Here is a 26,112-nt window from a genome sequence, read left to right on the forward strand (position 1 = left end):
CTCCCCCCCATCCCCCTCCCCCCCCCCCCCCCCCCCCATCCCCCCCCCCCCCCCCCCCCCCCCCCCCCCACCCCCCCCCCCCCCCCCCCCCCCCCCCCCCCCAACCCCCCCCCACCCCCCCCCCCCCCCCCCCCCCCCCCCCCCCCCCTTCGGTGTTTCCGGATGGTTGCGCGGACGGACCTAGCCGGCGGGCGCCACCGCCGGGTCCGGCTCGCTGTCCGGCTCGCCCGGCGCCGCGCCGTCCACCGCCGACGCGTCCGTAGCCGTAGCCGTACCCGTCGCGGTGTGGTCCCGGGCGCACAGCGCCAGGCACAGGGCGCCGGCCACGCCCGCGGACAGCAGGAAGCTGAAGTCGATCCCGCCGGTGAGGGGAACCAGCGGCCCGGTGTAGAGCGGAGTGTCGACGGCGGCCACGCCGATCACCGAGCCCGCGGCCCAGGCGATCGTGGCGCGCGGGTTCCAGCCGGCCCGGAACCAGTAGCGGCCGCCCCGCGAGCGGCGGTTGAAGACCTGGAGGGCATCGGAGTCGTACTCGCCGCGGCAGCGCAGGAAGCCGATGACGGTGATCACCGCCCAGGGCGTACCGATCGCCGTCAGCAGCAGCACGAAGGACGTCATGGCGTCCTGCGCGGCCCACGCGAAGTGGCCCAGGAAGACGAAGCCCGTGGCCAGGGCGGCGACGACGTACGTGGCCTGGGTGCGGCTGGCGCGCGGCAGGATGGCGTCCAGGTCCAGGCCCATGGAGTACAGCATCAGACCGGCGTTGCCCACCGATCCGGCTGAGGCGGCCAGGAAGAGCGGGGCGAGGAACCAGAAGGGGGCGCCGGCGACCAGGGGACCGGCGTAGTCCTCTCCCGCGCCCACCGCGACCGCGGTGAACGTGCCGAAGAGCTGGGGCACCAGAAGACCGGCGACCAGGCCCAGGCAGGTGGCCCAGAAGACCTTGCGGGAGGTGTGCCGGCGGGGCGAGATGTAGCGGGTGTAGTCGCCGAGCAGGGTGATGAAGGCGATCGGGCCGCTGAGCCCGGCCGAGACGACCGCGAGCAGCCAGGTCGGCCAGAAGCCGCCCAGCAGGTACTCCGAGCCCGCGGGGGCGGCGGTGGTGAAGTCGGGGGCGTAGGCGAACAGGCCGATGGCGAGCAGCGCGCTCATGCCGATGGCCAGGACCCGGCTCAGCCGCAGCAGCAGGCGGTAGCCGTAGACCGCGCCCAGCGCCGTACAGGCGGCCAGGACGGCGTAGACCAGCGCGTACGTCACGCCGCCGCTGGGCAGCCCGAACAGCCGGGCGAGCGTGCCGACCACCGCGTCGCCGCCGACCCACAGGGTCAGCGCGGTGTAGCCGAGCGAGAGCAGCAGGCCGATCACCGAGCCGATGAGCCGGCCGCGTACGCCGAAGTGGGCTCCGCTGCTGGTGGAGAGGTTGGTGCCGGTGCGCAGCGACACCAGCGCCAGGGGCGCGGTGAGGACGGTGCCCACGACGGTGCCCAGGACGAGTGAACTCACCGACGGCCAGAAACCCAGGCCGAAGGAGACCGGGAGCCATCCGAAGATCACTACGCCGAGGGCGAGGTTCGAGCCGAGCAGGATGGAGACGAGGTCGCGGGGCCCGCTGGTGCGTTCCTCGTCCGGGATGGTGTCGACTCCGCGTTGTTCTATCGGCATGAGGGCTCCCCTGAGAGGCCGGACAACAGTGTGTGAGCGGTGCTCGCTGCGCGTGGTTCGCGCCTGTTCTGTGGGTGATGTACGAGATGACGCTTCTTAGAGCGTCGCTCTAGTCGTCGCGAGAGCGACTGAAACTTAGAGCAGCGCTCAATGTGACTCATACTTCTGGCGTAGGTCAATGCTTTCGCGCTTGACGATTTACGAGTTAGAGTGATGCTCTAATCGAGCTGGAGGTGTGACGGGATGCGGCTGACCCCGACGGAACGCGACCGGCTGCTGCTGTTCGGCGCGGCCGAGCTGGCGCGCACGCGCCGGGCCCGCGGACTGAAGCTGAACGTGCCCGAGGCGACCGCGCTCATCGCGGACACAGTCTGCGAGGCGGCGCGGGACGGGCGCCGCCTCGCTCAAGCCATCGAGGCCGCACGCGCCGTGCTCGGCCCGGACGATGTGCTGCCGGGCGTGGCCGAGGTCGTCACCGAGGTGCATGTGGAGGCCGTCTTCGACGACGGCTCCCGCCTCGCGGTGGTCAGCGACCCGATCCACGGCGGCGCGGCGGCCCCCGCCCCCGCCGGCGGCGCGTCGGCCGCGTACGCGCCCGGCGAGGTGCTGCCCGGCCCCGCCGACCCCGAGCCCGAGCCCGCCGCCCGCGTCACGGTGCACAACACCGCGACCGTGCCGGTCAGCGTCACCTCCCACTTCCACTTCTTCGAGGCCAACCCCCGGCTGCGCTTCGACCGCGCCGCGGCGTACGGCATGCGCCTGTGCGTACCGGCCGGCTCGTCGGTGCGGTTCGACCCCGACGGTTCCTCGGAGGTCGGTCTGGTGCCGATCGGCGGCGACCGGATCGCGATCGGCTTCGCCGGTCTGGTCGACGGCCCGCTGGACGCGCCGGGCGCCAAGACGGAAGCGCTGCGGCGGGCGGCCGCCTGCGGCTACCTGGGAGCGGAGGAGCAGGCATGACCGGCAGCATCGACCCGCGGGAGTACGCCTCGGTCCACGGCCCGCGGGCCGGGGACCGCGTCGTCCTCGGCGACTCCGGACTCGTCGTCCGCGTCGAGTCCGACTCCCAGAAGCCCGGCGAGGAGTTCCTGGCCGGCTTCGGCAAGACCGCACGCGACGGACTGCACCTCAAGGCCGCCTCGGTCCGCGAGACCTGCGACGTCGTGATCAGCAACGTCCTGGTCATCGACGCCGTCCAGGGCATCCGCAAGGTCTCCATCGGCATCCGCGAGGGACGCATCCACGCCATCGGGCGGGCCGGCAACCCCGACACCCTCGACGGCGTCGACGTCGTCGTCGGCACCGGCACCTCGATCGTCTCCGGCGAGGGCATGATCGCCACCGCGGGCGCCGTCGACACCCACGTCCACCTGCTCTCGCCGCGCGTCATGGAAGCCTCGCTGGCGTCGGGTGTGACCACCATCATCGGCCAGGAATTCGGGCCGGTGTGGGGCGTCGGCGTCAACTCCCCCTGGGCGCTCGGCCACGCCTTCAGTGCCTTCGACGCCTGGCCGGTCAACATCGGCTTCCTCGGCCGCGGTTCCTCCTCGGGGGACGCGCCGCTGGTCGAGGCGCTGGCCGAGGGCGGCGCCTGCGGCTTCAAGGTCCACGAGGACATGGGCGCGCACGCCCGCGCCCTGGACACCGCGCTGCGCGTCGCCGAGGACCACGACGTCCAGGTCGCCCTGCACAGCGACGGGCTGAACGAATGCCTCTCCGTCGAGGACACCCTGCGGGTGCTCGACGGCCGCACCATCCACGCCTTCCACATCGAGGGCTGCGGCGGCGGACACGTCCCCAACGTCCTGAAGATGGCCGGCGTCCCCAACGTCATCGGCTCCTCCACCAACCCCACCCTCCCCTTCGGGCGGGACGCGGTAGCCGAGCACTACGGCATGATCGTCTCGGTCCACGACCTCAAGACCGACCTGCCCGGCGACGCCGCCATGGCCCGCGACCGCATCCGCGCCGGGACGATGGGCGCCGAGGACGTGCTGCACGACCTCGGGGCGATCGGCATCACCTCCTCCGACGCCCAGGGCATGGGCCGCGCCGGCGAGACCGTACGGCGCACCTTCGCGATGGCCGGCAAGATGAAGGCCGAACTGGGCCCCCTGGAGGGCGACGGCCCGCACGACGACAACGCGCGCGTGCTGCGCTACGTCGCCAAGCTCACCCTCAACCCCGCCCTCGCCCACGGCCTCGCCCACGAGATCGGTTCGATCGAGGTCGGCAAGATGGCCGACATCGTGCTGTGGCTGCCGCAGTTCTTCGGCGCCAAACCGCAGTTGGTGCTGAAGTCCGGCTTCCCCGCCTACGGCGTCACCGGAGACCCGAACGCCGCCACCGACACCTGCGAACCCCTGGTCCTGGGACCGCAGTTCGGGGCGCACGGCGCGACCCCCGCCGAGATCTCCGTCGCCTTCGTCGCACGCGCCGCGGCCGAACAGGGCGGCGACGGCATGCCCACCCGCCGCCGCCGGGTCGCCGTCCGCGGCACCCGCGGCATCGGCCCCGCCGACCTCGTCCACAACTCCCGCATCGGACAGGTCCAGGTCGACGGCCGCACCGGGCTGGTCACCCTCGACGGCGACCCGATGCGCTCGGAACCGGCCGACACGGTGTCGCTGTCACGGCTGTATTTCCTGTAGGGGCCGCGGGGAGCCACCTCGTGCGTGCTCCCCGCCCCCTCCAGCCGTCCAGCCGTCCCCGCTTCCCGTTCCTCTCCCCTTCCCCTCCGCCTTCCTCTTCCCTCCCTCCACTCCTGTCACCGCGAAACCGTGAGGATCCCGTATGAACACCCCTGTCGCCGACGGCTTCCGGATGCCCCCGGAGTGGGCACGGCACGAGCGGACCTGGATGGCCTGGCCCGGCCCCAACTTCACGTTCGGCGAGGAGGGCGGCGAGACGCTGGCCCGGGCCCGTGACGCCTGGGGCGCGGTCGCCCGCGCGGTCCGCCGCTTCGAACCGGTCACCGTCGTCACCGGACCCGGCCAGTCCGAGGGCGCCCGCGCCCTCCTCGGCCCGGACATCGACCTCGTCGAACGGCCGCTGAACGACGCCTGGATGCGCGACATCGGCCCCACCTTCCTCACCGACGGCAACGGCGGCCTCGCCGCCACCGACTGGGTCTTCAACGGCTGGGGCGCCCAGGAGTGGGCCCGCTGGGAGCACGACGCCGAGATAGCCGAGCACGTCACCACCCTCGCCGGTGCCCGCCGCTACGCCACCCCCCTCGTCAACGAGGGCGGCGGCATCCACATCGACGGCGAGGGCACGGTGCTGCTCACCGAGACCGTGCAACTCGACCCGGGCCGCAACCCCGACCGCACCGCCGAGGAGGTCGAGGCCGAGATCCACGCGCACCTCGGCACCACCAAGGCGATCTGGCTGCCGCGCGGCCTCGCCGCCGACTACGGCCAGTTCGGCACCCGCGGCCATGTCGACATCGTCGCCGCGTTCGCCCGCCCCGGCGTCGTCCTCGTCCACACCCAGCCGGACCCCGACCACCCCGACCACACGATCTGCGCCGAGATCGCCAAGCTCCTGCGGTCCTCCACCGACGCCCGCGGACGGCAGCTAGAGGTCGTGGAGGTCCCCGCGCCCACTGTCATCGAGGAGGACGGCGAGCTCGTCGACTACTCGTACATCAACCACTACCTCTGCAACGACGGCGTGGTCCTGTGCGGCTTCAACGACCCGCGCGACGAGCACGCGGCCGGGATCTTCCGCCGGCTCTTCCCCGAGCGCACGGTGACCCTGGTGGACGCCCGTACGATCTTCGCAGCGGGTGGCGGTATCCACTGCATCACCCAGCAGCAGCCGAAGGTCTGATTCCGCAGGCCCAGCCGACCCCGGAGGTCCCCCGTGCCCGGTCCCGTGCGCCGTCCCCGGCGGCGGCTCACCCAGCCCCGTGAGCAGGTCCTCGCCGCGGCGATGAACACCATCGCCGCCGAGGGCCTGGACCGCCTGACCATGGCCGGACTGGGCCGCGAGGTCGGCATGAGCAGCGGCCACATCCTGTACTACTTCGGCACCAAGGACGAGCTGCTCCTCCAGACCCTCCAGTGGAGCGAGGAGCAGCTCGGCGCCGAGCGCCGGGCCGCCCTCTCCCGCCTCGTCCCGGCTCGCGAACGCCTGGACGCCCTGGTCGACCTCTACCTCCCCGAAGGCCACCGCGACCCGCGCTGGACCCTGTGGCTGGAGGTCTGGAACCGCTCCCAGAACGCCGACGACGAGACCCGCGAACGCCAGCTCGAACTGGAGCTGGCCTGGCACCGCGACCTGGTCGCCCTCCTCGTCGAAGGCACCTCCAAGGGCGAGTTCCAACCCGTCGACGCCGAACGCTTCGCCACCCGCACCCGCGCCCTCCTCGACGGCTTCGGCACCCACCTCGTCGTCGGCCTCCCCGGCACCGACCGCGACCAAGTACGCCGCCACGTACGGGAGTTCCTGGACGAGTCGCTGTCCATACCCGAGGCGTGAGGGACCCGGGCCACCGGCGGCGGGTCCGCGCCGGCGCGGGCACCGCCCATGACCGCAACGCACGTAAGTAGGCGCGATCGTTGCCGCGGTGGCTCTTGCCGAAGGCCCTGTCGTCCGAGAGCGTGATCGGCTATGGGACGAGAGCAGTGGAAGAAGATCTGGGTCGGGTCGGCCGGCAACATGGTCGAGTGGTTCGACTGGTTCGTTTATGCCAGCTTCGCGGTGTACTTCGCGGATTCGTTCTTTCCCAAGGGGAATGACACCGCCAACCTCATGAACACCATGGGCATCTTCGCCGTCGGCTTCTTCATGCGGCCGGTCGGCGGCTGGGTGCTCGGGCGGGTCGGGGATCGCAAGGGGCGCAAGGCGGCGCTCACGCTGACCGTCACGCTGATGTCCGCTTCGGCGGTGCTGATCGCCGTCGCGCCCACCTACGCGGTGGCCGGCTACGGCGGTGTGGCGGTCCTGCTGGTCGCCCGGATGCTCCAGGGGCTGTCGGTCGGCGGGGAGTACGCGGCCAGCGCGACGTATCTGACGGAGGCGTCCGCGCCCGGGCAGCGCGGCTTCGCGTCCAGCTTCCAGTACGTGTCGATGACCGCGGGCCAGCTCATCGGCCTCGGGCTGCAGATCGCGCTCCAGCGCACGCTGTCCGAGGACGCGCTGCACGGTTGGGCGTGGCGCATCCCGTTCGTCGTCGGCGCGCTGGGCGCCGGCGTCGTCTTCTACCTGCGCCGCAACATGCTGGAGACCGAGGTCTACGCCGAGGACGACAGCGCCCGGAACGACCCCGACCGCGGCACCCTCAAGGCGCTGCTGGCCCACAGGCGCGAGGCGTTCCTGGTCATCGCGCTGACCATGGGCGGCACCGTCGCGTATTACACGTACACGACCTACCTCACCAAGTACCTGTCCAACAGCGCCGGCATGGACAAGCCGACCGCCTCGCTGGTCAGCTTCTGCGCGCTGTTCGTCTTCATGTGCCTGCAGCCGCTGGCCGGCAAGCTCTCGGACCGGATCGGGCGGCGGCCGCTGCTGATCACCTTCGCGGTCGGCTCGACGTTCCTGACCGTGCCGATCATGACGCTGCTCCAGGAGGCCGGCAGCTTCTGGCCGGCCCTGGGGCTGTCGCTGCTGGCCCTGGTCATCGTCACCGGCTACACCTCGATCAACGCGTGCGTGAAGGCCGAGCTGTTCCCGACCGGCATCCGGGCGCTGGGCGTGGCCCTGCCGTACGCCATCGCCAACGCGCTGTTCGGCGGTACGGCGGAATACGTCGCCCTGTGGTTCAAGAAGGGCGGCGCCGAGTCCGGCTACTACTGGTACGTCGCCGGCTGCGCCGCCGTCTCCCTGATCGTCTACGTCACGATGCGCGAGACCCGGAGCATCGATCTGCACCGGGTGGGCAAGGGGGAGGCCGGCGGGACGGGCGGCACGGGAGGGGCGGCCGAGACGGGCGGCGTGCGGGAGGCCGGGGCGGGGGCGTCGCCGAGCTGAGCCACCGCCCGAGCGCCGTATGGCGGCGGCCCCCGCGCGAGGGGCCGCCGCCGGTCGGACGAGCCCAGGGCCGGACGCACAACCCGACGGACGCGCCCCGGGGCACGCCACCCCCCGGACACCCCGCCCGCATCGTGAGACCGGTTACCGGCGCGGCGCGCCGCCGTGCCAGACTGCCCCCGTGCTCTCGTTCGCCATGATTATTGGCAGCAGGCGCGCCGGTCCGCAGTGACCGCCCCGTACGAACCGAGTACGGCGCGGCCATCGTCGTCCCAGACCCGCGCGCAGACCTCTCGCACCCGCGAGAGGTTTTTTCGTTTCCGGCCCACCCGTTCACCGGAAGCGGAGCGCGAGGGATCATGGAGGGACGGTGGAGCCGGTTATTCCGGTAGACCGAGATCCCGACAGGAGCCCCACCAGCATGACGGACGCACCCGAACCCGCACCGTCCCCGCAGCCCCGGCCCGGCGGCCAGGTGTCCGACGACTTCCACGTCTTCGACACCACGCTGCGCGACGGCGCCCAGCGCGAGGGCATCAACCTGACCGTCGCCGACAAGCTGACCATCGCCCGGCACCTGGACGACTACGGCGTGGGCTTCATCGAGGGCGGCTGGCCCGGCGCCAACCCCCGGGACACCGAGTTCTTCCAGCGCGCCCGCGCCGAGATCGACTTCCGGCACGCCCAGCTCGTCGCCTTCGGCGCCACCCGCAAGGCCGGCGTACGCGTCGAGGACGACCCGCAGGTCGCCGCCCTCCTGGAATCCGGGGCGCCGGTCATCACCCTCGTCGCCAAGTCGCACGTGCGGCACGTGGAACTGGCGCTGCGCACGACCCCCGAGGAGAACCTCGCGATGGTCGGCGACACCGTCGCCCACCTCCGCGCCCAGGGCCGCCGCGTCTTCCTGGACTGCGAGCACTTCTTCGACGGCTACGTGCTGGACCCGGCCTACGCCAAGCAGGTCGTGCGCACCGCGAGCGAGGCCGGCGCCGATGTCGTGGTGCTCTGCGACACCAACGGCGGCATGCTCCCCGCCCAGGTCACCGCCGTCGTGCGGACCGTCCTCGCGGACACCGGGGCCCGCCTGGGCATCCACGCCCAGGACGACACCGGCTGCGCCGTCGCCAACACCCTCGCCGCCGTCGACGCGGGCGCCACCCACGTGCAGTGCACCGCCAACGGCTACGGCGAGCGGGTCGGCAACTCCAACCTCTTCCCCGTCGTCGCCGCCCTGGAGCTCAAGTACGGGCGCCAGGTCCTGCCCGAGGGGAAGCTCGCCGAGACCACCCGCATTTCGCACGCCATCGCCGAGGTCGTCAACCTCACCCCCTCCACCCACCAGCCCTACGTCGGGGTCTCCGCCTTCGCGCACAAGGCCGGGCTGCACGCCTCCGCCATCAAGGTCGACCCCGATCTCTACCAGCACATCGACCCGGCACTGGTCGGCAACAGCATGCGGATGCTCGTCTCCGACATGGCCGGCCGGGCGTCGATCGAGCTGAAGGGCAAGGAACTCGGCATCGACCTGGGGGACGACCGCGAACTGGTCGGCCGGGTCGTCGAGCGGGTCAAGGAGCGCGAGCTGGCCGGCTACACCTACGAGGCCGCCGACGCGTCGTTCGAGCTGCTGCTGCGCGCGGAGGTCGAGGGACGCCCGCGCAGCTACTTCGAGGTCGAGTCCTGGCGGGCGATCGTCGAGGACCGTCCCGACGGTACGCACGCCAACGAGGCGACCGTGAAGTTGTGGGCGAAGGGCGAGCGGATCGTCACCACCGCCGAGGGCAACGGCCCGGTCAACGCGCTGGACCGGGCGCTGCGGGTCGGCCTGGAGCGGATCTACCCGCAGTTGGCGCACATGGAGCTGGTGGACTACAAGGTCCGCATCCTGGAGGGCGCCCTGGGCACCGGCTCGATCACCCGGGTCCTGGTCTCCACCAGCGACGGCCGCGGCGAGTGGTCCACCGTCGGCGTCGCGGAGAACGTCATCGCCGCGTCCTGGCAGGCGCTGGACGACGCCTACGTGTACGGGCTGCTGCGGGCCGGGGTGCAGCCGCAGGACTGACCGGTCCGGGCGGGGCGGGCCGCGGCCGGGTGGGCCGCGCGCACCGCCCCGGCGCCGGTCATTGCCGGTCGGCGACGCCCGTGCTACACCATCGGCACGCTCTCAAGTGAACCGCGCCACCCCCCGGTTGACGCCGCCGAGAGGACCACCCGTGCCGATCGAGCCGCCCGTGCCGCCCGTGCCCGCCTGGACCCGCAGAGGATTCCTCGGCGCCTCGACCGCCGCCGCGCTCGGCCTCGGCGCGGGCGCCGCCCCGGCCCGTGCCGCCCCCGCACCGGCCGCCGCCGCGGACCCGTTCGACGCCCTGCGGACCCGCTGGACCGAGATCCACCTCGGCACCGGCTACGACCCCGCCGCCGCGCCGTACGCCGCCGCCCTGGAGGAAACCGGCCGACTGGCCGCCGACTTCCGCGCCCGCATGCGGCCGACCGCCGGCTCCCTGTGGCCCGACTGCCCCTACGACCCGCCGTCCGGCATCACCCGCGGCTACGGCCGGCTGCACACCATGGCCCAGGCCCACGCCCAGCCCGGCACCGGCCACACCGGCGACCCCGCCCTCGCCACCGACATCCTCACCGGCCTCGACCACCTCGACGCCACCGTCTACAACACCGCCACCACCCGCTACGGCAACTGGTGGGAGTGGCAGATCGGCAGCCCCCGCCTCCTGCTCGACACGCTCGCCGTCCTCGACGAGCACCTGCCCGGCGGCCTGCCCGCCGACGGCCGCCTCGCCCGCTACCTCGCCGCCGTCGACCACTTCGTCCCCGACAGCATGCTCGGCGAGTACACCGGCACCAGCACCGGCGCCAACCGCGTCGACCTCTGCCGCGTCGTCGCCCTGCGCGGCATCCTCGGCCGCGACCCCGACCGCCTCGCGCTGGCCCGCGACGCCCTCTCACCCGTCTTCCCCCACGTCACCAAGGGCGACGGCCTCTACGCCGACGGCTCCTTCATCCAGCACACCTGGGTCGCCTACTCCGGCACCTACGGCTACGTCCTGCTCGACGGCCTGGCCCGGCTGTTCACCCTGCTGCGCGGCTCCGCCTGGGAGATCACCGACCCCGCCCGCCAGATCGTCTTCGACAGCGTCGAACACGCCTTCGCGCCGCTCCTGCACAACGGCCTGATGATGGACAGCGTCAACGGACGCGCCATCAGCCGCGGCGACCTCCTCGGCGACGAACGGCGGATACCGCGCAGCGACCACTTCCACGGCCACGCCCTGATCGCCGCCCTCGCCCTCCTCGCCCAGGCCGCGAGCGCGACCGAACGGTCCCGGTGGCACGCCATGATCAAGGGCTGGATCGCCCGCGACACGACCCTGCCCGTCCGCACCGACCGCCAGTACACCGTCGCCGACCACGCGCGCCTGGCCGCCATCGACGACAGCCCGGTGCCCGCCGCGCCCGAACCCGTCGGCCACCGCCTCTTCCCCGCCATGGACCGCGCCGTGCACCGCCGCCCCGGCTGGGCCGCCGCCCTGGCCATGGCCTCGGACCGCATCACGTACTACGAGAACGGCAACGGCGAGAACCCGCGCGGCTGGCACACCGGCGCCGGCATGCTCTATTGGTGGGGCGCCGACTTCGGGGGCGACCAGTACTCCGACGCCTTCTGGCCCACCGTCGACCCCTACCGCCTCCCCGGCACCACGGTGTCCACCAAACGCCTCGCCGACAACGAAGGCGGAGGCTGGGGCGAACCGAAACCCGCCGCCCGCTGGGTCGGCGGCACCACCGACGGCGAATACGCCGCCGTCGGCCAGGACCTGCGCGGCCTGGCCGCCACCCTGACCGCCAAGAAGTCCTGGTTCTTCCTCGCCGACACCGTCCTGTGCCTGGGCGCCGGCATCACCGCCCACGACGGCGTGCCCGTCGAAACCGTCGTCGACAACCGCTGCCTGGGCGAGTACGGCACCGCCGCCCTCACCGTCGACGGTGTACGCCAACCCGCCGTCCTCGGGTGGACCACCGCCTTCCGGCGCGCCCACTGGGCCCACCTCGCCGGCCACGGCGGATACGTCTTCCCCGGCGGCGCGCCGCTGACGGCCCGGCGCGAGGCCCGCACCGGCTCCTGGCACGACATCAACACCGGCTCCTCCCGCCGCCCCCACACCCGCCGCTACCTCACCCTCCTGCGCGACCACGGCACCGACCCGGCCGGCGCCCGCTACGCCTACCTCCTGATGCCCGGCGCCGCCCCGCCCGCCGTCGCCGCGCGCGCCGCCGACCGGCGCTGGCTGACCGTCCTCGCCAACGACGCCGGCCGGCAGGCCGTCGCCGTCCCCTCCCTCGGAGTGCGGGCCGCCAACTTCTGGCGCGCGGGCCGGGCCGGACCGCTGGCCGCGAGCGCCCCCGCGAGCGTGCTCGTCCGCGAGAGCGGGCGCACCTCAGCGGCCGGCGGCCGCGTCCGCACGGCGCGGGTGTGCGCCGCCGCCCCCGAACGCACCGGCGAACCCCTGGAGATCACCTGGTCCCGGCCCGTCCGCGCGGTCCTCGCCCACGACCCGGCCGTCGAGGTCCTCGCCACCGGCGACCGCCTACGGCTGCGCCTGACCCCCGGCACCGCCTGCGCCACCCACACCTGCACCGTCGCACTGGGCTGACCGGCCCGTTCGGCCGTACGGCGGCTGCGCCGATCGGGTGGCGTGCCCGCGCGCGGACCGGCCGATCAGCGGACCGGCACAACATCACACCGCCGCCGTTTGTGGGGCCCATACAGACGCCGACCGGCCTCGCCACCCCTGCGGGGCCCCGGACGCAGGTGCGGTACAGGACGATTCTGTGCTGCCTGCCCACGAAATCGCATCCGACGTTGTCAGAAACCGACATCGGTCCCGAGGGCCCCCGCCACGTACCGTCGACGCATGACCACTGTCGAAGATGTGCCCGCCGGCGCCCAAGACGCCCGCGGGCGCGTCGCCGAACTGCACGCCATCCGTGAGCAGGCTCGGCGAGGCCCCAGCGAGCGTGCCACCGAAGCTCAGCGTGCGAAGGGCAAGCTGACGGCCCGCGAGCGGATCGAGCTGCTGCTGGACGAGGGTTCGTTCAACGAGGTCGAGCCGCTGCGGCGGCACCGGGCGACCGGCTTCGGCCTGGAGTCGAAGAAGCCCTACACCGACGGCGTGATCACCGGCTGGGGCACCGTCCACGGCCGGACGGTGTTCGTCTACGCCCACGACTTCCGGATCTTCGGCGGCGCGCTGGGCGAGGCCCACGCCACGAAGATCCACAAGATCATGGACATGGCCATCCAGGCCGGTGCCCCGCTGGTCTCCCTCAACGACGGAGCCGGTGCCCGCATCCAGGAAGGCGTCTCCGCGCTCGCCGGCTACGGCGGCATCTTCCAGCGCAACACCAAGGCGTCGGGCGTCATCCCGCAGATCTCCGTCATGCTCGGCCCCTGCGCCGGCGGCGCCGCGTACTCCCCGGCGCTGACCGACTTCGTCTTCATGGTCCGCGAGACCTCGCAGATGTTCATCACCGGCCCGGACGTCGTCCGCGCCGTCACCGGCGAGGAGATCACCCAGAACGGCCTGGGCGGCGCGGACGTGCACGCCGAGACCTCCGGCGTCGCGCACTTCGCCTACGACGACGAGGCGACCTGCCTGGAAGAGGTCCGCTACCTCCTCTCCCTGCTGCCCGCCAACAACCGCGAGAACCCGCCGACCGTGGCGAGCGAGGACCCGGCCGACCGCAGCGGCGAGGCCCTCCTGGACATCGTGCCGGCCGACGGCAACCGCCCCTACGACATGCGCAAGGTCATCGAGGAGATCGTCGACGACGGCGAATACCTCGAAGTCCACGAGCGCTGGGCCACCAACATCATCTGCGCGCTGTCCCGGCTCGACGGCCGCGTGGTGGGCATCGTCGCCAACCAGCCGCAGTCGCTGGCCGGCGTGCTGGACATCGAGGCGTCCGAGAAGGCCGCCCGCTTCGTCCAGCTCTGCGACGCCTTCAACATCCCGATCATCACCCTCCTGGACGTCCCCGGCTTCCTGCCCGGCGTCGACCAGGAGCACGGCGGCATCATCCGCCACGGCGCCAAGCTGCTGTACGCGTACTGCAACGCCACCGTCCCGCGCATCTCCATCGTGCTGCGCAAGGCGTACGGCGGCGCGTACATCGTCATGGACTCGCAGTCCATCGGCGCCGACCTGACGTACGCCTGGCCCACCAACGAGATCGCCGTCATGGGCGCCGAGGGCGCGGCCAACGTCATCTTCCGCAAGCAGATCGCCGAGGCGGACGACCCCGAGGCCATGCGGGTGCGCATGGTCAAGGAGTACAAGTCCGAGCTGATGCACCCGTACTACGCCGCCGAGCGCGGCCTGGTCGACGACGTCATCGACCCCACCGAGACCCGCCACACGCTGATCCGCTCCCTGGACATGCTCCGCACCAAGCACGCGGATCTGCCGGCCCGCAAGCACGGCAACCCGCCCCAGTAACCCCACCCGCAACCGCACCCGGCACTGCGCCCACCGCGACGACGGAGACCCGACACCGTGAGTACCTCGAACGCACTCAGCACCGCCACCGCCCCCATCCGCGTGGAGAAGGGCCAGGCCAGCGAGGAAGAACTGGCCGCCCTGACCGCCGTCCTCCTGGCCCGCGCCGCCCACCGCCCGGCCGACGCCGCCCCGGCCCACCCGCGGGCCACCGCCGCCCGCTGGCGCCGGCTGGAGCGCCAGTACGGCTTCCACGGCGCCACGAGCTGGCAGCGCTGACGCACCTCACGACGGCCCCGCCCCCTGTCCAACGGGGGGCGGGGCCGCCGCGTTCGCCGCCCGGGCCGGCCCGGCGGCCGAATCAAGGCGTAGGTTCACCCCAACCCTTGGGCGAACTGCTGTTCAATCGAGGATTCCCGTGCTGGCATGCGCTCGTTCCCTCCTGAGGTCCCGAGCCACGGGCCCTAGGACGACCGGAAGGAAGAGCCCATGCTCAGTACCCTGAGCGCCGGTGCCGCCGTGGCATCGTTACTCCTCGCCGGATCGGCATCCCCCACCCCCGCGCGGATCGGCGCCGAACCGCCGTCCGGCAAGATCACCATCACCGTCGCGACCGTCAACGGTTCGGGATGCAGACCCGGCAGCGCCGCGGTGGCGGTCGCGCCCGACAACACCGCGTTCACCGTCACCTACAGCGAATACCTCGCCCAGGCGGGCAAGGGGAGCAAGCCGACCGACTCCCGCAAGAACTGCCAGATCGCCCTGAACGTCCATGTCCCGCACGGCTTCACGTACGCGGTCGCCCGCGCCGACTACCGCGGCTACGCGCAACTGGCCCCCGGCGCCAAGGGCCTGGAGCAGGCGAGCTACTACTTCCAGGGACAGCAGGAGACGGCCCGCAGGAGCCACACCTTCGCGGGTCCTTCCGATGCCAACTGGCAGGCATCCGACGAAACCGACATCTCGTCGCTGGTGTACGCGCCGTGCGGCGAGGAGCGCTACTTCAACATCAACACCGAACTCCGCGTGGACGCGAAGTCGGCGGACCCCCAGAGCACCAGCTACATGGCGATGGACTCCACCGACGGCAACATCAACACCCTGTACCACTTCGCGTGGAAGCAGTGCCCGGCTAAGTAGGCGGGGCCCCGACCAAAGCCCGCCCCAACCCGAAGGCCCCCGCACCTGACAGGTGTGCGGGGGCCTTTCGGGGGGCGGCGCGTGCGGGCACGGGGGCCCGGACGCGGGTTCAGCGCAGGCGGGCCATCAGGGCGTGCTCGACGAGCGTGATCAGCGCGCTCTTGGCCTCGCTGCGGTGGCGCGCGTCGGTGGTGATGATGGGCGCGTCCGGCCCGATCTGGAGCGCCTCGCGCACCTCGTCGGGCGTGTACGGCTGGTGCCCGTCGAAGCCGTTGAGGGCGATGACGAAGGGCAGGCCGCTGTTCTCGAAGTAGTCGACCGCGGGGAAGCAGTCGGCCAACCGCCGGGTGTCGACGAGTACGACCGCGCCGATGGCGCCGCGTACGAGGTCGTCCCACATGAACCAGAACCGGTCCTGACCCGGCGTACCGAAGAGGTACAGGATCAGGTCCTGGTCCAGGGTGATGCGGCCGAAGTCCATCGCCACGGTGGTGGTCGTCTTGTCCGGCGCGTGCGTGAGATCGTCGATGCCCGCTGACGCGGACGTCATCACGGCTTCGGTGCGCAGCGGGTTGATCTCTGAGACGGCCCCGACGAACGTGGTCTTGCCCACGCCGAAGCCGCCCGCCACCACGATTTTCGCGGAGGTGGTGGAGCGGGCTGCACCGCTAGAGCTTGCGAAGTCCACTGAGCACCCTTTCGAGCAGTGTCACATCTGGCTGTCCGCCGGCGGTCTCGTCCCCGCCGGGCTGATGGATGGCGACGAGTCCGGCTTCCGCCAGGTCGGCGACGAGGATCCGGGCGACGCCGAGGGGGATGGAAAGGAGCGCGGAGATCTCGGCAACTGATTTGATCTCGCGGCAGAGGTGGCAGATGCGCTGGTGCTCCGGTAGCTGCCCCTGCATTTTGGAGGGGTCGGCGGTCGTGCTGACCAGCGCCTCGATGGCGAGCTGGTAGCGCGGCCTGGTCCGGCCTCCGGTCATGGCGTACGGACGCACGAGCGGGTTGTGCACGCCCCCGGTGGGGGCGGCCGGCTCGGGCGCGCGCCGCTGTGGCTGCACCGGCTGGATGCGGGGCGCCTGCGGCTGGTCGTACACCGACGGCTCGTACGGCTGGGAGTCGTACGGCCGGGGCTGCTGGTGCTGCTGCGGACGCTGGGGCCGCTGCGGCTGGGGCTGCTGCGGCCGGCGGCTCGGCGCGGACGGGAAGTTGAAGCGGTTGTTATGGGTCTCGCCCTGAGGCTCGGACTGCTGTCCGGAACCGTACGGGTATCCGCTCGGGGGCGTTGCCACGTCTCCTCCTCCAACTTGCCTGTCTGACGCCGGTCGCCACCGAACACTATGGCCCGGTGGCGGGAAACGCACTGCCTGTCTGTTAGTTGAGAAGGCTGCCCTGCAGTTCGGCACGCAGGTCGGGCGTCAGGACGGTGCCCGCGCGGTCGACCAGCAGGGCCATCTCGTAACCGACGAGGCCGATGTCGCACTCGGGGTGCGCGAGAACGGCCAGCGACGATCCGTCGGAGACGGACATGATGAAGAGGAAGCCACGCTCCATCTCGACCACGGTCTGGTTGACGCTACCGCCTTCGAAGATGCGGGACGCGCCGGCGGTCAGCGAGGTCAGCCCGGAGGCCACCGCCGCCAACTGATCGGCTCTGTCGCGAGGGAATCCCTCGGACATGGCGAGGAGGAGACCGTCCGCGGAGACCACGACCGTGTGGGACACCCCAGGGGTGTTGTCCACGAAGTTGGTGATCAACCAGTTCAGATTCTGCGCCGCCTGGCTCATCGGGCTCACACTAACGCTCCTGATCGTAGGTGCTGCCGGGGCCGAAGCCCTGTTGGTCATTCTGGGGGACCTCCGAGCGGTCCGTGCCGGCGGTGCGCCCCTGCTGGACGCCGCGGCGCAGATTGCTCAGCCTGCCGCGGATGTCCTCGGGGGCGCGGGAGACCTGGGGGCCGCCCTGCGGGGTCTGCTCCGCCGTGCCCTCGACCAAATTGGCCTTGGGCACCCGCCGGGGGAGGCCGGAAGAGGTGATTCCGCCCGCCTTCGGCTCACGAAGCTGCTCCGCCCGCTCCCAGCGCTCGTCGTTGGACGTGCGCCATTCGGAGCCGTCCCGGCCGTTCTCCGGAGCGTTCCGCTGCTGCGGGGGCGCCACCGGCTCCTCGTGCTGCTGCCACTCCTGCTGAGCCTGCGGCGGGTGTGCCTCGCGGCCTCCGCGGCGCGGAAGGCCGGCGTTGGTCAGGGAGTGGGCGTCGCTCGGGGAGGGGCCCGGACGCTCGAATGTTACGCGCTCGGACGCGTCAGCGGGAGCGGCAGTTGCATTCCGGTCAGATTCCGCTTCGGTCCCGAAGTAGCCGTTGTACGCGGGTCGTTCGGACCAGTCGTCCTGCTGCGCGGAATCCTGGGAGACGTACGGCTGCTGGCCCGTGGTCTCGGAGAAGCCCGGGTCGCCGAACGCCTGGCCGCCGTAGGACCGGTCGTCGTAGAGCGGTTGATCGGCTTCCGCATATGCCTGGTCGGGGTAGTCCTGGTAGCCACCGGACGGCACCTCGTCCCGGAAGAGCGGGCGGTCGTCCTGCTGCTCGCCGACTGCCTGCGCCTCCAGCGCCGCGCGGCGCTCCTCGCGGAGCAGCGAGCGGCCCACCGGGTCCAGCTCGGGCGAGTCGACCGCGTGGCCGTAGCTGTGGTCGTCGAAGCCCAGCTCGGCGGCGGTGCGGTGCTCGCTCTGGTACGTCGTGTGCTGATGCTCCGGCACGATCCGCGAGACGGTGAAGTTGTCGTCGTACTGGTCCTCGCCGCCACCACCGTGGGTGATCGCCTCGGGCAGCATGACCAGCGAGGTGGTGCCGGCCTGCTCGCCGGAGGGGCGGAGCTGTACGCGGATCCCGTGCCGGTCGGCCAGCCGGCCGACCACGAACAGGCCCATGCGCTGGGAGATCGCGGCGTCCACGCTCGGCGGGTTGGCCAGCTTGTGGTTGATGTCCGCGAAGTCCTCGGGGGTGAGCCCGATGCCCTTGTCGTGGATCTCGACCATCACGCGGCCGTCGGGCAGCCGGGTCGCGGCGACCCGCACCTTGGTCTGGGGCGAGGAGAACGTGGTGGCGTTCTCCAGCAGCTCGGACAGCAGGTGCACGAGGTCGGTCACGGCGGTGCCGTGGATCTCGCTCTCGGGCACCCCGGAGAGCTCTATTCGCTCGTAGGACTCCACCTCGGAGGTCGCCGCCCGCAGGACGTCGATCAGCGGCACCGGCTGGTTCCAGCGGCGGCCGGGCTCCTCGCCCGCGAGGATCAGGAGGTTCTCGCCGTTGCGCCGCATACGCGTGGCGAGGTGGTCCATCCGGAAGAGGTTCTCCAGTTGGTCCGGGTCCGCCTCGTTGTTCTCCAGCTCCGTGATCAGCGTGAGCTGCCGCTCGATCAGGCCCTGGTTACGGCGCGAGAGGTTGGTGAAGATCGCGTTGACGTTGCCCCGCAGCAGCGCCTGCTCGGCGGCGAGCCGGACGGCCTCGCGGTGGACCTGGTCGAAGGCCCGGGCGACCTCGCCGATCTCGTCGGTGGTGGAGATCGGGATCGGCTCCACACGGGTGTCGACCCGACCCGGGTCGGTCCGCGAGAGCTGGTCGACCAGCATCGGCAGCCGCTGCTCGGCGATCGAGAAGGCGGCGGTCCGGAGCTGGCGCATGTTGCGGCTCATCCGGCGGGCCATCAGACCGGCCACGACGAACGCGATGATCAGCGCCGCCACCGCGATGGCGGAGTCGGAGAAGGTCGAGCGCTTGGCGTCGGCGGAGATCTGCGCGGCCTCGCTGACCGCCTTGTCCGCCAGGTCACTCTCGATGGCGCGGTACATGTCGAACTTGGCCGTCGAAGCCGCGAACCACGTCTCGGAGGTGATGCCCCGCAGGCTCAGCGCCTCGGGTGCGGCGCCGGTGGCGATTCCGGCGGCGATGTCGTCGATGGACGGCGGGGGGCGGAAGCGCTGGCCCGCGGCCTGCGCCTGGGCCCTGGCCCGGTCGATCTTCTGCTTCGCCGCCTCCTTGAGCGCGGCGGCGTCCTTGTTGAGCCGCTCGACGTCCTCGGGCGTGCCACCGGAGGTGTACTCGCCGATCGCGATGCCCTCCAGGTAGCGGTAGGAGGCGAACGCGGTGAGCTGGAGCTTGTGTTCCCGGCCGCCCTGCGGCGACGCGGGGTCGATCAGGAGGTGGGTGCCGATGGAGCGCTGCAGCGACTCGGCGGCCTTGGCCAGCGAGACGGCGTAGACGGTACGGCCGTAGGAGGTGATGTTGCCGGTGCCCAGACCGAGTTCGTTGGCGAACTCCATCAGCGGGTGCTGGATCGCGACGTAGCCCTCTTCGGTCCGCGCGCCGCGCAGCTTCGCCGTGTAGGCGGCCTCGCGCAGCGGCTTCAGCTTGGGCTCGGCCTTCTCGAACGCCGCCAGACGGCGCTTGAGGCCCTCCGTCCGCGGCATCGAGGTGACCGCGTCGCGGAAGGCGTCCGCGGCCTCGTCGGTCGCGGTGCGCGTCTCCTCGACGACCGGGTCGTCCTTCTTGCCCTTCAGCAGCGGCGCCGCGGTGCGGTCCCGCTCGTCGATGAGGGCGTTGCCGTAGGTGAGGGCGGCACGGACCAGCTTCGCGGTCTTCTCCGCGTCCTGCGCTTCCTGCCAGGTGGCGAACGAGCTGTTCACCCGCAGGCCGCCGAAAACGAGGGCGAGCAGTACGGGGATCAACAGGATCGCGTTCAGGCGGGTGGCGACCCGCCAGTTGCGCGGGGCGTATTTACTGCCGCTCACCGGAGGCTTGGCGACCGGGTTCTCGGGCGCGTCGGAAGCCGGTGCGCCACCTCGCGGCGGCGGGGTGAAGTTGCCCCGCCGCGATTCCTGCGGCTCTGGGCTCGACGTGCTTCGCCTCACTCGACCAACAACCTCTCGGCGCCGGCACTGACCTGCTGTGCCGTTTCTTCTGGGCGTTACTACTCCGGAGTTCAGCGAATTTCAGCACGTCAGGGCGGTGCCTTCCAAACACTGGGCAAAGCTGGAGCGGGCGCCGAAGAGGCGGAGATAAAAGGGGCGTTAAGGGCGAGCGGCGTCAAAAGGCCGGGAGGTTGTGAGCACAGCGAAGCCACTCGTACGCGAGGGGTGTCGAAGCCGGGCCGATTCACTGTCGAAACGTTATGAAGGCCCGGCGTGGGCGTGTCGAAGGACACAGATCCAATTGCCCGCGAAAGGGAACCCGCCGGCGGGTCCGGGGAACCGGCCGCCGGGCGAGCCGGCGGCCCGGCCCGCGTCCGGGCGCGCGGGCCGTCGCCCCGGGCTACTTCAGGCGGGCCATCAGGGCGTGCTCGACGAGCGTGATCAGCGCGCTCTTGGCCTCGCCGCGGTGGCGCGCGTCGGTGGTGATGATGGGCGCGTCCGGCCCGATCTGGAGCGCCTCGCGCACCTCGTCGGGCGTGTACGGCTGGTGTCCCTCGAAGCCGTTGAGGGCGATGACGAACGGCAGGCCGCTGTTCTCGAAGTAGTCGACCGCGGGGAAGCAGTCGGCCAACCGCCGGGTGTCGACGAGTACGACCGCGCCGATGGCGCCGCGTACGAGGTCGTCCCACATGAACCAGAACCGGTCCTGACCCGGCGTACCGAAGAGGTACAGGATCAGGTCCTGGTCCAGGGTGATGCGGCCGAAGTCCATCGCCACGGTCGTCGTGGTCTTGTCCTGCACGTGGCTGAGGTCGTCGATCCCGGCCGAGGCGGAGGTCATCACGGCCTCCGTGCGCAGCGGGTTGATCTCCGAGACGGCCCCGACGAACGTGGTCTTGCCCACGCCGAAGCCCCCCGCCACCACGATCTTGGCGGAGGTCGTCGACCGGGCGCTCCCCTCGGAGCCCGGATCAGAGGTTGCGAAGGCCACTGAGCACCCTCTCCAGCAAGGTCACGTCCGGCGTGCCGCCGGCCTCGCCGCTGCCGCCCGGCTGGTGGATCGCCACCATCCCGGCCTCCGCCAGGTCGGCGACCAGGATCCGCGCCACACCCAGCGGGATGTGCAGCAGCGCCGAGACCTCGGCCACCGACTTGACCTCCCGGCACAGGTGGCAGATGCGCTGGTGCTCGGGCAGCAGTCCGGGCAACTGGGAGGGGTCGGCGGTCGTGCTGACCAGCGCCTCGATGGCGAGCTGGTAGCGCGGCCGGGTCCGGCCTCCGGTCATGGCGTACGGGCGCACCAGCGGCTGGTCACCTTCGCTCCCGTACGACGCCTGGCTGTAGGCGCCGTACGGGCCGGAAGTGGCAGGTGGCGGGGTCATGGGTCCTCCGGGCGGGACAACTGACTGTCGTCGGGTTGGGCCGGTGGGGGGTGCGGCGCGGTGGTCGGTGGGCGGGATGGTGCGGCGAGGCGCTGCGGGCGCCTCAGTGCAGCAGGCTGCCCTGCAGTTCGGCGCGCAGGTCGGGCGTCAGGACGGTGCCCGCGCGGTCGACCAGCAGCGCCATCTCGTAACCGACGAGGCCGATGTCGCACTCGGGGTGCGCGAGAACGGCCAGCGACGATCCGTCGGAGACGGACATGAGGAAGAGAAAACCGCGTTCCATCTCGACCACGGTCTGGTTGACGCTACCGCCTTCGAAGATGCGGGACGCACCGGAGGTCAGCGAGGTCAGGCCGGAGGCCACCGCCGCCAACTGGTCGGCACGGTCGCGCGGGAAGCCCTCGGACATCGCGAGGAGCAGCCCGTCCGCGGAGACCACCACCGTGTGGGACACCCCGGGGGTGTTCTCCACGAAGTTGGTGATCAACCAGTTCAGATTCTGCGCCGCCTGGCTCATCGGACTCAACTAACGCTCCTGCTGGTGAGTGGGGTCGACAACGCCGTGGTTGCCGGTGGAGGAAGCCCCGCCGGCCTGTCGGCCCTGCTGGATACCCCGACGAAGATTGGTCAGCCGCCCGCGCACGTCACTGGGAGCGCGCGAGACCTGCGGACCGGTCTGGGTGGACTGCTGCTGCGCGGTGCCCGCGACGAGATTCGCGCGCGGGACGCGGCGGGGCAGTCCGGAGGTGGTGATTCCGCCCGCGGCCGGCTGGCGGATCTGCTCCGCCTGCCGCCAGCGCTCGTCGTTGGGCGAGGGGCGCCACTGCGCGGCGCCCTCGGCGGAACCCGGCGCCGGGGCGCCGCCCCGCGAGCCGGCCGCCGGCGCGTTCGCCGGGGCCTCGCCGCGCGGGGCACCCTCCGGAGCCGACCCGCGGCGCGGCGCCGGCGTGTCGGTCTCCTGGCCCTGCTGCGGCACGCCGGCCGCGGCGGCCGCCGGGGTGTTGAACCAGTTGGACTCGATGGTGTCGAAGATCGGCGTACGGCCGTCCCCGGGACCGGCGTCCGCGCCGCCGAGCACATCGGCGGACGCCTCGCTCTCGCGCGGCGGGCGGACCGGGAACTGCCCGGTGCCCTGCGCGTCGCCGCCGTACCCGGCGCGGCCGTCCTGGCCCTGGAGCCGTCCGGTGTCGAGCTGGCCGGTCTCGTAGGGGTCGCTCCCGCCGCCGGGGCGCTGGAACTGACCCGCCTCGTACTGGCCGGTCTCGTACGGGTCGGCCTCGCCACCGGGGCGCTGGAACTGGCCGGTCTCGTACTGGCCGGTGTCGTAGCGGCCCGGGTCGCTGACCGGCCGGGCGTACCCGCCGCGGTCACCGCGACCGGAGCCCTGCGCGCCGTCGCCGGCGGGCGGCGTACCGCCCGCTTCGGGACGGGCGAACGCCGTCGTGTCACCGGCGCCACCGCCGGGCAGGGGCCGCTCGAAGGTGCCGGTGGACTCCGGCTCCTCGTGGCCGCGCGGCCGGTCCTGCGCCTCGCGGGGCGCCAGCGGCCAGTCGTCGGAGGAGCCGCGCTCGCGGCGCGCGCCCCAACTCGTCGTACCGGGCTGCTGGTCGGTCCGATCGCTCTGGCTGTCCACCGGGGGCCGGCCGGCCGGGGCGGAGCCGCCCGTCAGCTCAGCCGCCGCGTTGCGCGGCGGGAGCTGGGGACGCTCCTCACGGCGCGGCGCGCCGGTGGGCGGCGCCACGGTGGGGGTCCGGTCGTTCTCGGCGGCACGGGCGGGCAGCGAGGCACGTGCGGCACCCGGGCGTCCGGCCGCCGGGCGGGCGTCGCCGGGCGAGCCGGGGCCCTGCTGCCGGCCGGCCGGGGCGCCGAACGCGCCCGGGGCGCCGCCGCGACCGGGCAGCGCCGGGCGTCCGCCGGCCGCGGGACCGGAGCCGACCTGGCCGCGCGGCTGGAGACCGGCGAGCCGGCTGGAGGCCGAACCGCCCACGTCACCGGCACCGCTCTTGGCGTTGCCGGGCGCCGGCTTCTTGCCGCCCTGGGCGACGTCGACCGGCAGCATGACCAGCGCGGTGGTGCCGCCGGAGTCGGAGGGCCGGAGCTGGATACGGATGCCGTGGCGCAGCGACAGCCGGCCGACCACGAACAGACCCATCCGCCGCGAGACGGAGACGTCCACGGTCGGCGGGCTGGCGAGCCGCTCGTTGATGGCGGAGAGGTCCTCCGGCGACAGGCCGATACCGGTGTCGTGGATCTCGACCAGCACCCGCCCGTCGGGCAGCGCGTGACCGGTGACCTTGACCTTGGTCTGCGGGGAGGAGAACGACGTGGCGTTCTCCAGCAGCTCGGCGAGGAGGTGCACGAGGTCGTTGACGACCCGGCCGGCGACCTCGGTCTGCGGCACGGCGTTGAGCTCGATGCGCTCGTACTGCTCCACCTCGGAGGCCGCGGCGCGCAGCACGTCGACGAGCGGGACCGGCCGCGTCCAGCGGCGCCCGGGCTCCTCACCGGCGAGGACGAGGAGGTTCTCGCCGTTACGGCGCATACGCGTGGCGAGGTGGTCGAGCTTGAACAGGGAGGAGAGCTGGTCCGGGTCGGCCTCGCGGGACTCCAGTTCGGAGATCAGCGACAACTGGCGCTGGATGAGGCCCTGGCTGCGGCGCGAGAGGTTGGTGAACATCGCGTTGACGTTGCCTCGCAGCAGCGCCTGCTCGGACGCCAGCCGGACGGCCTCGCGGTGGACGTCGTCGAAGGCCGCGGCCACCTTGCCGATCTCGTCGCGGCTGTGCACACCGACGGACTCCACGGAGGTGTCCACGTCCTGCGGGTCGGCCTCCGAGAGCTGCTTGACCAGCTCGGGCAGCCGGTCCTGGGCGACCTTCTGGGCGGTGTCCTGGAGGCGGCGCAGCGAGCGGACCATGGAGCGCGCCACGACGAACGCGCCGACGAGCGAGACACCGAGGACGAGCAGGATCAGCGCACCGTTGATGATCGCGTCCTGCGTGGCGTCGTTGCGCAGCTCGCGGGACTTCTGCTCCATCTCCGACAGCAGCGTCGTCTCGATACGCGACATCTCGTCGATCTTGACGGTGTCGGCGTCGTACCAGTCGAGGTACTGGTACTCCTGGCTGCGGATGCCGCTGCCGCTGGCGAAGGCGCGGTGCGCGAAGGCGACCGCGGCCTTGATCTCGTCGTTGTTGCCGTCCAGACCGCGGGTCAGCGAGCCGGTGTGGTCGCTGTAGATCTGCGAGAAGCGGTCCCGGGCGGCCTTCTCGTTGTCCTCGGCGGTACGGCCGGCGAGCCGGTCGTTGGCGGACAGCTCGGGGCCGCCCTTGTGGGCGAGGCCGGCGCTGACCAGGGCGCGCTGGATGGAGGCGTACTCCTTGGCGGAGGAGAACGCGGCCAGCGCACGGGTGCTGCGGATCATCTCCGGGTTGCTGGTCGCCTGCGCCATGTCCTGGGAGAGCGACAGCAGGGAGTCGATGAGCTGGTTGTAGCTGGTGACCGTCCGCGCGGCGTTGCCGTCGTCCTTGTAGGCGTTGGCGCGGATCTCGTTGAGCGCGTTGAGCTGGCGTCCGATCTCCAGGATGGTCGCCCGCACACCGGTCATCGTGGCGTCTTCGCCCTGGATGTCGCCGGTGGCCTGGTTGAACGAGAGCCGGGCGCGGTCCGTCGCCTCGCGGGGCGCGACGACGTTCGCGTCGTCCTTGGTGTTGCCGCTGCCGGAGATGGGACCGGCGGACTTGTCCCGCTCCACCTGGAGCGCGTCGGCGAGCTCGGTCGCCTGCCGCGTCATCTCGGTGAGGAGCTGCATCTTGTCGAGCTGGTCGATGTTGTCCAGCGAGTTGGTGATACGCAGCCCGCCCAGCGTGGTGGCCGCGACGACGGGGAGCGCGAGCAGGGAGACCAGACGGGTGCTGATGCGCCAGTTGCGCAGCGCCATGCGCGAGCCGGGCCCGGACGGACCCTTCGATGCCTTGGCCTTGCCCTCCGGCGTGGCGTCACCGCCCGGCGCCTGGCCACCGCGGTCGGACGGCACGGCACTGCCGCCCGCCGGGCCGTTGCCCTGGGCACGCTGGGGCGAGGAGGCGCGGTCGGTTCCGCCGCGCAGCTCCGGGTCCGCCGCAGCTTCCCCGCGGCCCTGGCGGGCCTGGGGCGACCCCATGCCATCCCTCTTGAAACGTCCCTGCACTAGCGTCGCAACCTCTGGACCAGGCGTCCCTCCGCGTCAACGGCGGGACGGTGTCGAGTCTTGGGGGACCGCTTGAATCCCCCATGGCGGTCGTGAGTGACCGGCGGGCTGCCCTCTCTGGCCGAGAGAGCGGCACCACCGCGCGGCGCTACTTTGCGCCCTGCGCGCCGGCTGAAACGTGCGGCGGTCCGTGGAATTCCAGCACAGTGCCGGATCTCCAACAAGAGCGGAGCCATCGGCTGTGACATGGGTGACGCAATGTAGGGAGCGCGTGACGACACGTAGAGGAAAGCGCTACAAATAACGGACTTTTGCCCGCGAGTCGACTGCCCAGTG

The 26,112-nt window shown here is 72.1% G+C and carries 19 protein-coding genes; 10 read left to right on the forward strand and 9 right to left on the reverse strand.

Going from position 1 to position 26,112, the window contains the following annotated elements; genetic code table 11:
• Window positions 1-180: 180 nt before the first annotated feature.
• Window positions 181-1,662 carry a cytosine permease gene (locus ACZ45Z_RS14020; RefSeq protein ID WP_468361309.1) on the reverse strand — a complete coding sequence of 494 codons (1,482 nt, stop codon included), beginning with the start codon at window positions 1,660-1,662 and terminating at the stop codon, window positions 181-183.
• A 243-nt stretch (window positions 1,663-1,905) separates the two neighbouring features.
• On the opposite strand from ACZ45Z_RS14020, the gene ureA reads away from it, so the two are divergent.
• The 10 genes from ureA (at window position 1,906) to ACZ45Z_RS14070 (ending at window position 15,296) form a co-directional block, all read left to right on the forward strand.
• Entirely contained in the window at window positions 1,906-2,622 is a 717-nt protein-coding gene (gene ureA / locus ACZ45Z_RS14025) for an urease subunit gamma (protein ID WP_468361312.1), read from the forward strand.
• Window positions 2,619-4,313 carry an urease subunit alpha gene (locus tag ACZ45Z_RS14030; RefSeq protein WP_468361315.1) on the forward strand — a complete coding sequence of 565 codons (1,695 nt, stop codon included), beginning with the start codon at window positions 2,619-2,621 and terminating at the stop codon, window positions 4,311-4,313. The genes ureA and ACZ45Z_RS14030 overlap by 4 nt, the downstream gene beginning before the upstream one ends.
• A 142-nt stretch (window positions 4,314-4,455) precedes the next feature.
• Window positions 4,456-5,496, forward strand: coding sequence for an agmatine deiminase family protein (locus ACZ45Z_RS14035; RefSeq protein ID WP_468361318.1), 1,041 nt, complete (start codon window positions 4,456-4,458; stop codon window positions 5,494-5,496).
• 33 nt (window positions 5,497-5,529) lie between these two features.
• Window positions 5,530-6,147, forward strand: a complete 618-nt coding sequence (locus tag ACZ45Z_RS14040; protein ID WP_468361321.1) for a TetR/AcrR family transcriptional regulator — start codon at window positions 5,530-5,532, stop codon at window positions 6,145-6,147.
• Between the two features lie 132 nt (window positions 6,148-6,279).
• On the forward strand, window positions 6,280-7,641 hold the full coding sequence (locus tag ACZ45Z_RS14045; protein ID WP_468361324.1) for an MFS transporter: 1,362 nt from the start codon (window positions 6,280-6,282) through the stop codon (window positions 7,639-7,641).
• Between the two features lie 421 nt (window positions 7,642-8,062).
• Window positions 8,063-9,703, forward strand: coding sequence for a citramalate synthase (cimA, locus tag ACZ45Z_RS14050; RefSeq protein ID WP_468361327.1), 1,641 nt, complete (start codon window positions 8,063-8,065; stop codon window positions 9,701-9,703).
• 157 nt (window positions 9,704-9,860) lie between these two features.
• Window positions 9,861-12,311 (forward strand): polysaccharide lyase 8 family protein, encoded by a 2,451-nt coding sequence (locus ACZ45Z_RS14055; RefSeq protein WP_468361638.1) that lies wholly within the window; start codon window positions 9,861-9,863, stop codon window positions 12,309-12,311.
• A 261-nt stretch (window positions 12,312-12,572) separates the two neighbouring features.
• Window positions 12,573-14,156: an acyl-CoA carboxylase subunit beta gene (locus ACZ45Z_RS14060; RefSeq protein WP_468361330.1), complete on the forward strand. Its 1,584-nt coding sequence runs from the start codon at window positions 12,573-12,575 to the stop codon at window positions 14,154-14,156.
• A 57-nt stretch (window positions 14,157-14,213) separates the two neighbouring features.
• Window positions 14,214-14,435 carry an acyl-CoA carboxylase epsilon subunit gene (locus tag ACZ45Z_RS14065; protein ID WP_468361333.1) on the forward strand — a complete coding sequence of 74 codons (222 nt, stop codon included), beginning with the start codon at window positions 14,214-14,216 and terminating at the stop codon, window positions 14,433-14,435.
• A 210-nt stretch (window positions 14,436-14,645) separates the two neighbouring features.
• Window positions 14,646-15,296 carry a DUF4360 domain-containing protein gene (locus ACZ45Z_RS14070; RefSeq protein ID WP_468361336.1) on the forward strand — a complete coding sequence of 217 codons (651 nt, stop codon included), beginning with the start codon at window positions 14,646-14,648 and terminating at the stop codon, window positions 15,294-15,296.
• Window positions 15,297-15,405: 109 nt separating this feature from the next.
• Here the strand turns inward: ACZ45Z_RS14070 and ACZ45Z_RS14075 are convergent, their stop codons facing one another.
• The 8 genes from ACZ45Z_RS14075 to ACZ45Z_RS14110 all read right to left on the reverse strand — a co-directional run bounded on the left by ACZ45Z_RS14075 (window position 15,406) and on the right by ACZ45Z_RS14110 (window position 25,749).
• Window positions 15,406-15,984 (reverse strand): GTP-binding protein, encoded by a 579-nt coding sequence (locus ACZ45Z_RS14075; protein WP_073447656.1) that lies wholly within the window; start codon window positions 15,982-15,984, stop codon window positions 15,406-15,408.
• The gene (locus ACZ45Z_RS14080) at window positions 15,965-16,588 is read right to left on the reverse strand and encodes a DUF742 domain-containing protein (protein ID WP_468361340.1); all 624 of its coding nucleotides are present in this window, start codon (window positions 16,586-16,588) and stop codon (window positions 15,965-15,967) included. Before ACZ45Z_RS14080 ends, ACZ45Z_RS14075 begins: the two co-directional genes overlap by 20 nt.
• Window positions 16,589-16,670: 82 nt before the next feature.
• Window positions 16,671-17,084 carry a roadblock/LC7 domain-containing protein gene (locus tag ACZ45Z_RS14085; protein WP_136742879.1) on the reverse strand — a complete coding sequence of 138 codons (414 nt, stop codon included), beginning with the start codon at window positions 17,082-17,084 and terminating at the stop codon, window positions 16,671-16,673.
• A 10-nt stretch (window positions 17,085-17,094) separates the two neighbouring features.
• A complete protein-coding gene (locus ACZ45Z_RS14090) occupies window positions 17,095-20,205 on the reverse strand; it encodes a nitrate- and nitrite sensing domain-containing protein (protein WP_468361343.1) in 3,111 nt (1,036 codons plus the stop codon).
• Between the two features lie 400 nt (window positions 20,206-20,605).
• Window positions 20,606-21,196 (reverse strand): GTP-binding protein, encoded by a 591-nt coding sequence (locus ACZ45Z_RS14095; RefSeq protein WP_468361346.1) that lies wholly within the window; start codon window positions 21,194-21,196, stop codon window positions 20,606-20,608.
• Window positions 21,177-21,587 carry a DUF742 domain-containing protein gene (locus ACZ45Z_RS14100; protein WP_468361349.1) on the reverse strand — a complete coding sequence of 137 codons (411 nt, stop codon included), beginning with the start codon at window positions 21,585-21,587 and terminating at the stop codon, window positions 21,177-21,179. The genes ACZ45Z_RS14095 and ACZ45Z_RS14100 overlap by 20 nt, the downstream gene beginning before the upstream one ends.
• A 103-nt stretch (window positions 21,588-21,690) precedes the next feature.
• On the reverse strand, window positions 21,691-22,104 hold the full coding sequence (locus ACZ45Z_RS14105) for a roadblock/LC7 domain-containing protein (RefSeq protein WP_468361641.1): 414 nt from the start codon (window positions 22,102-22,104) through the stop codon (window positions 21,691-21,693).
• Window positions 22,105-22,113: 9 nt separating this feature from the next.
• Window positions 22,114-25,749 (reverse strand): sensor histidine kinase, encoded by a 3,636-nt coding sequence (locus ACZ45Z_RS14110; protein ID WP_468361352.1) that lies wholly within the window; start codon window positions 25,747-25,749, stop codon window positions 22,114-22,116.
• Window positions 25,750-26,112 lie beyond the last annotated feature (363 nt).

The organism is Streptomyces sp. NPDC031210, assembly GCF_055570395.1.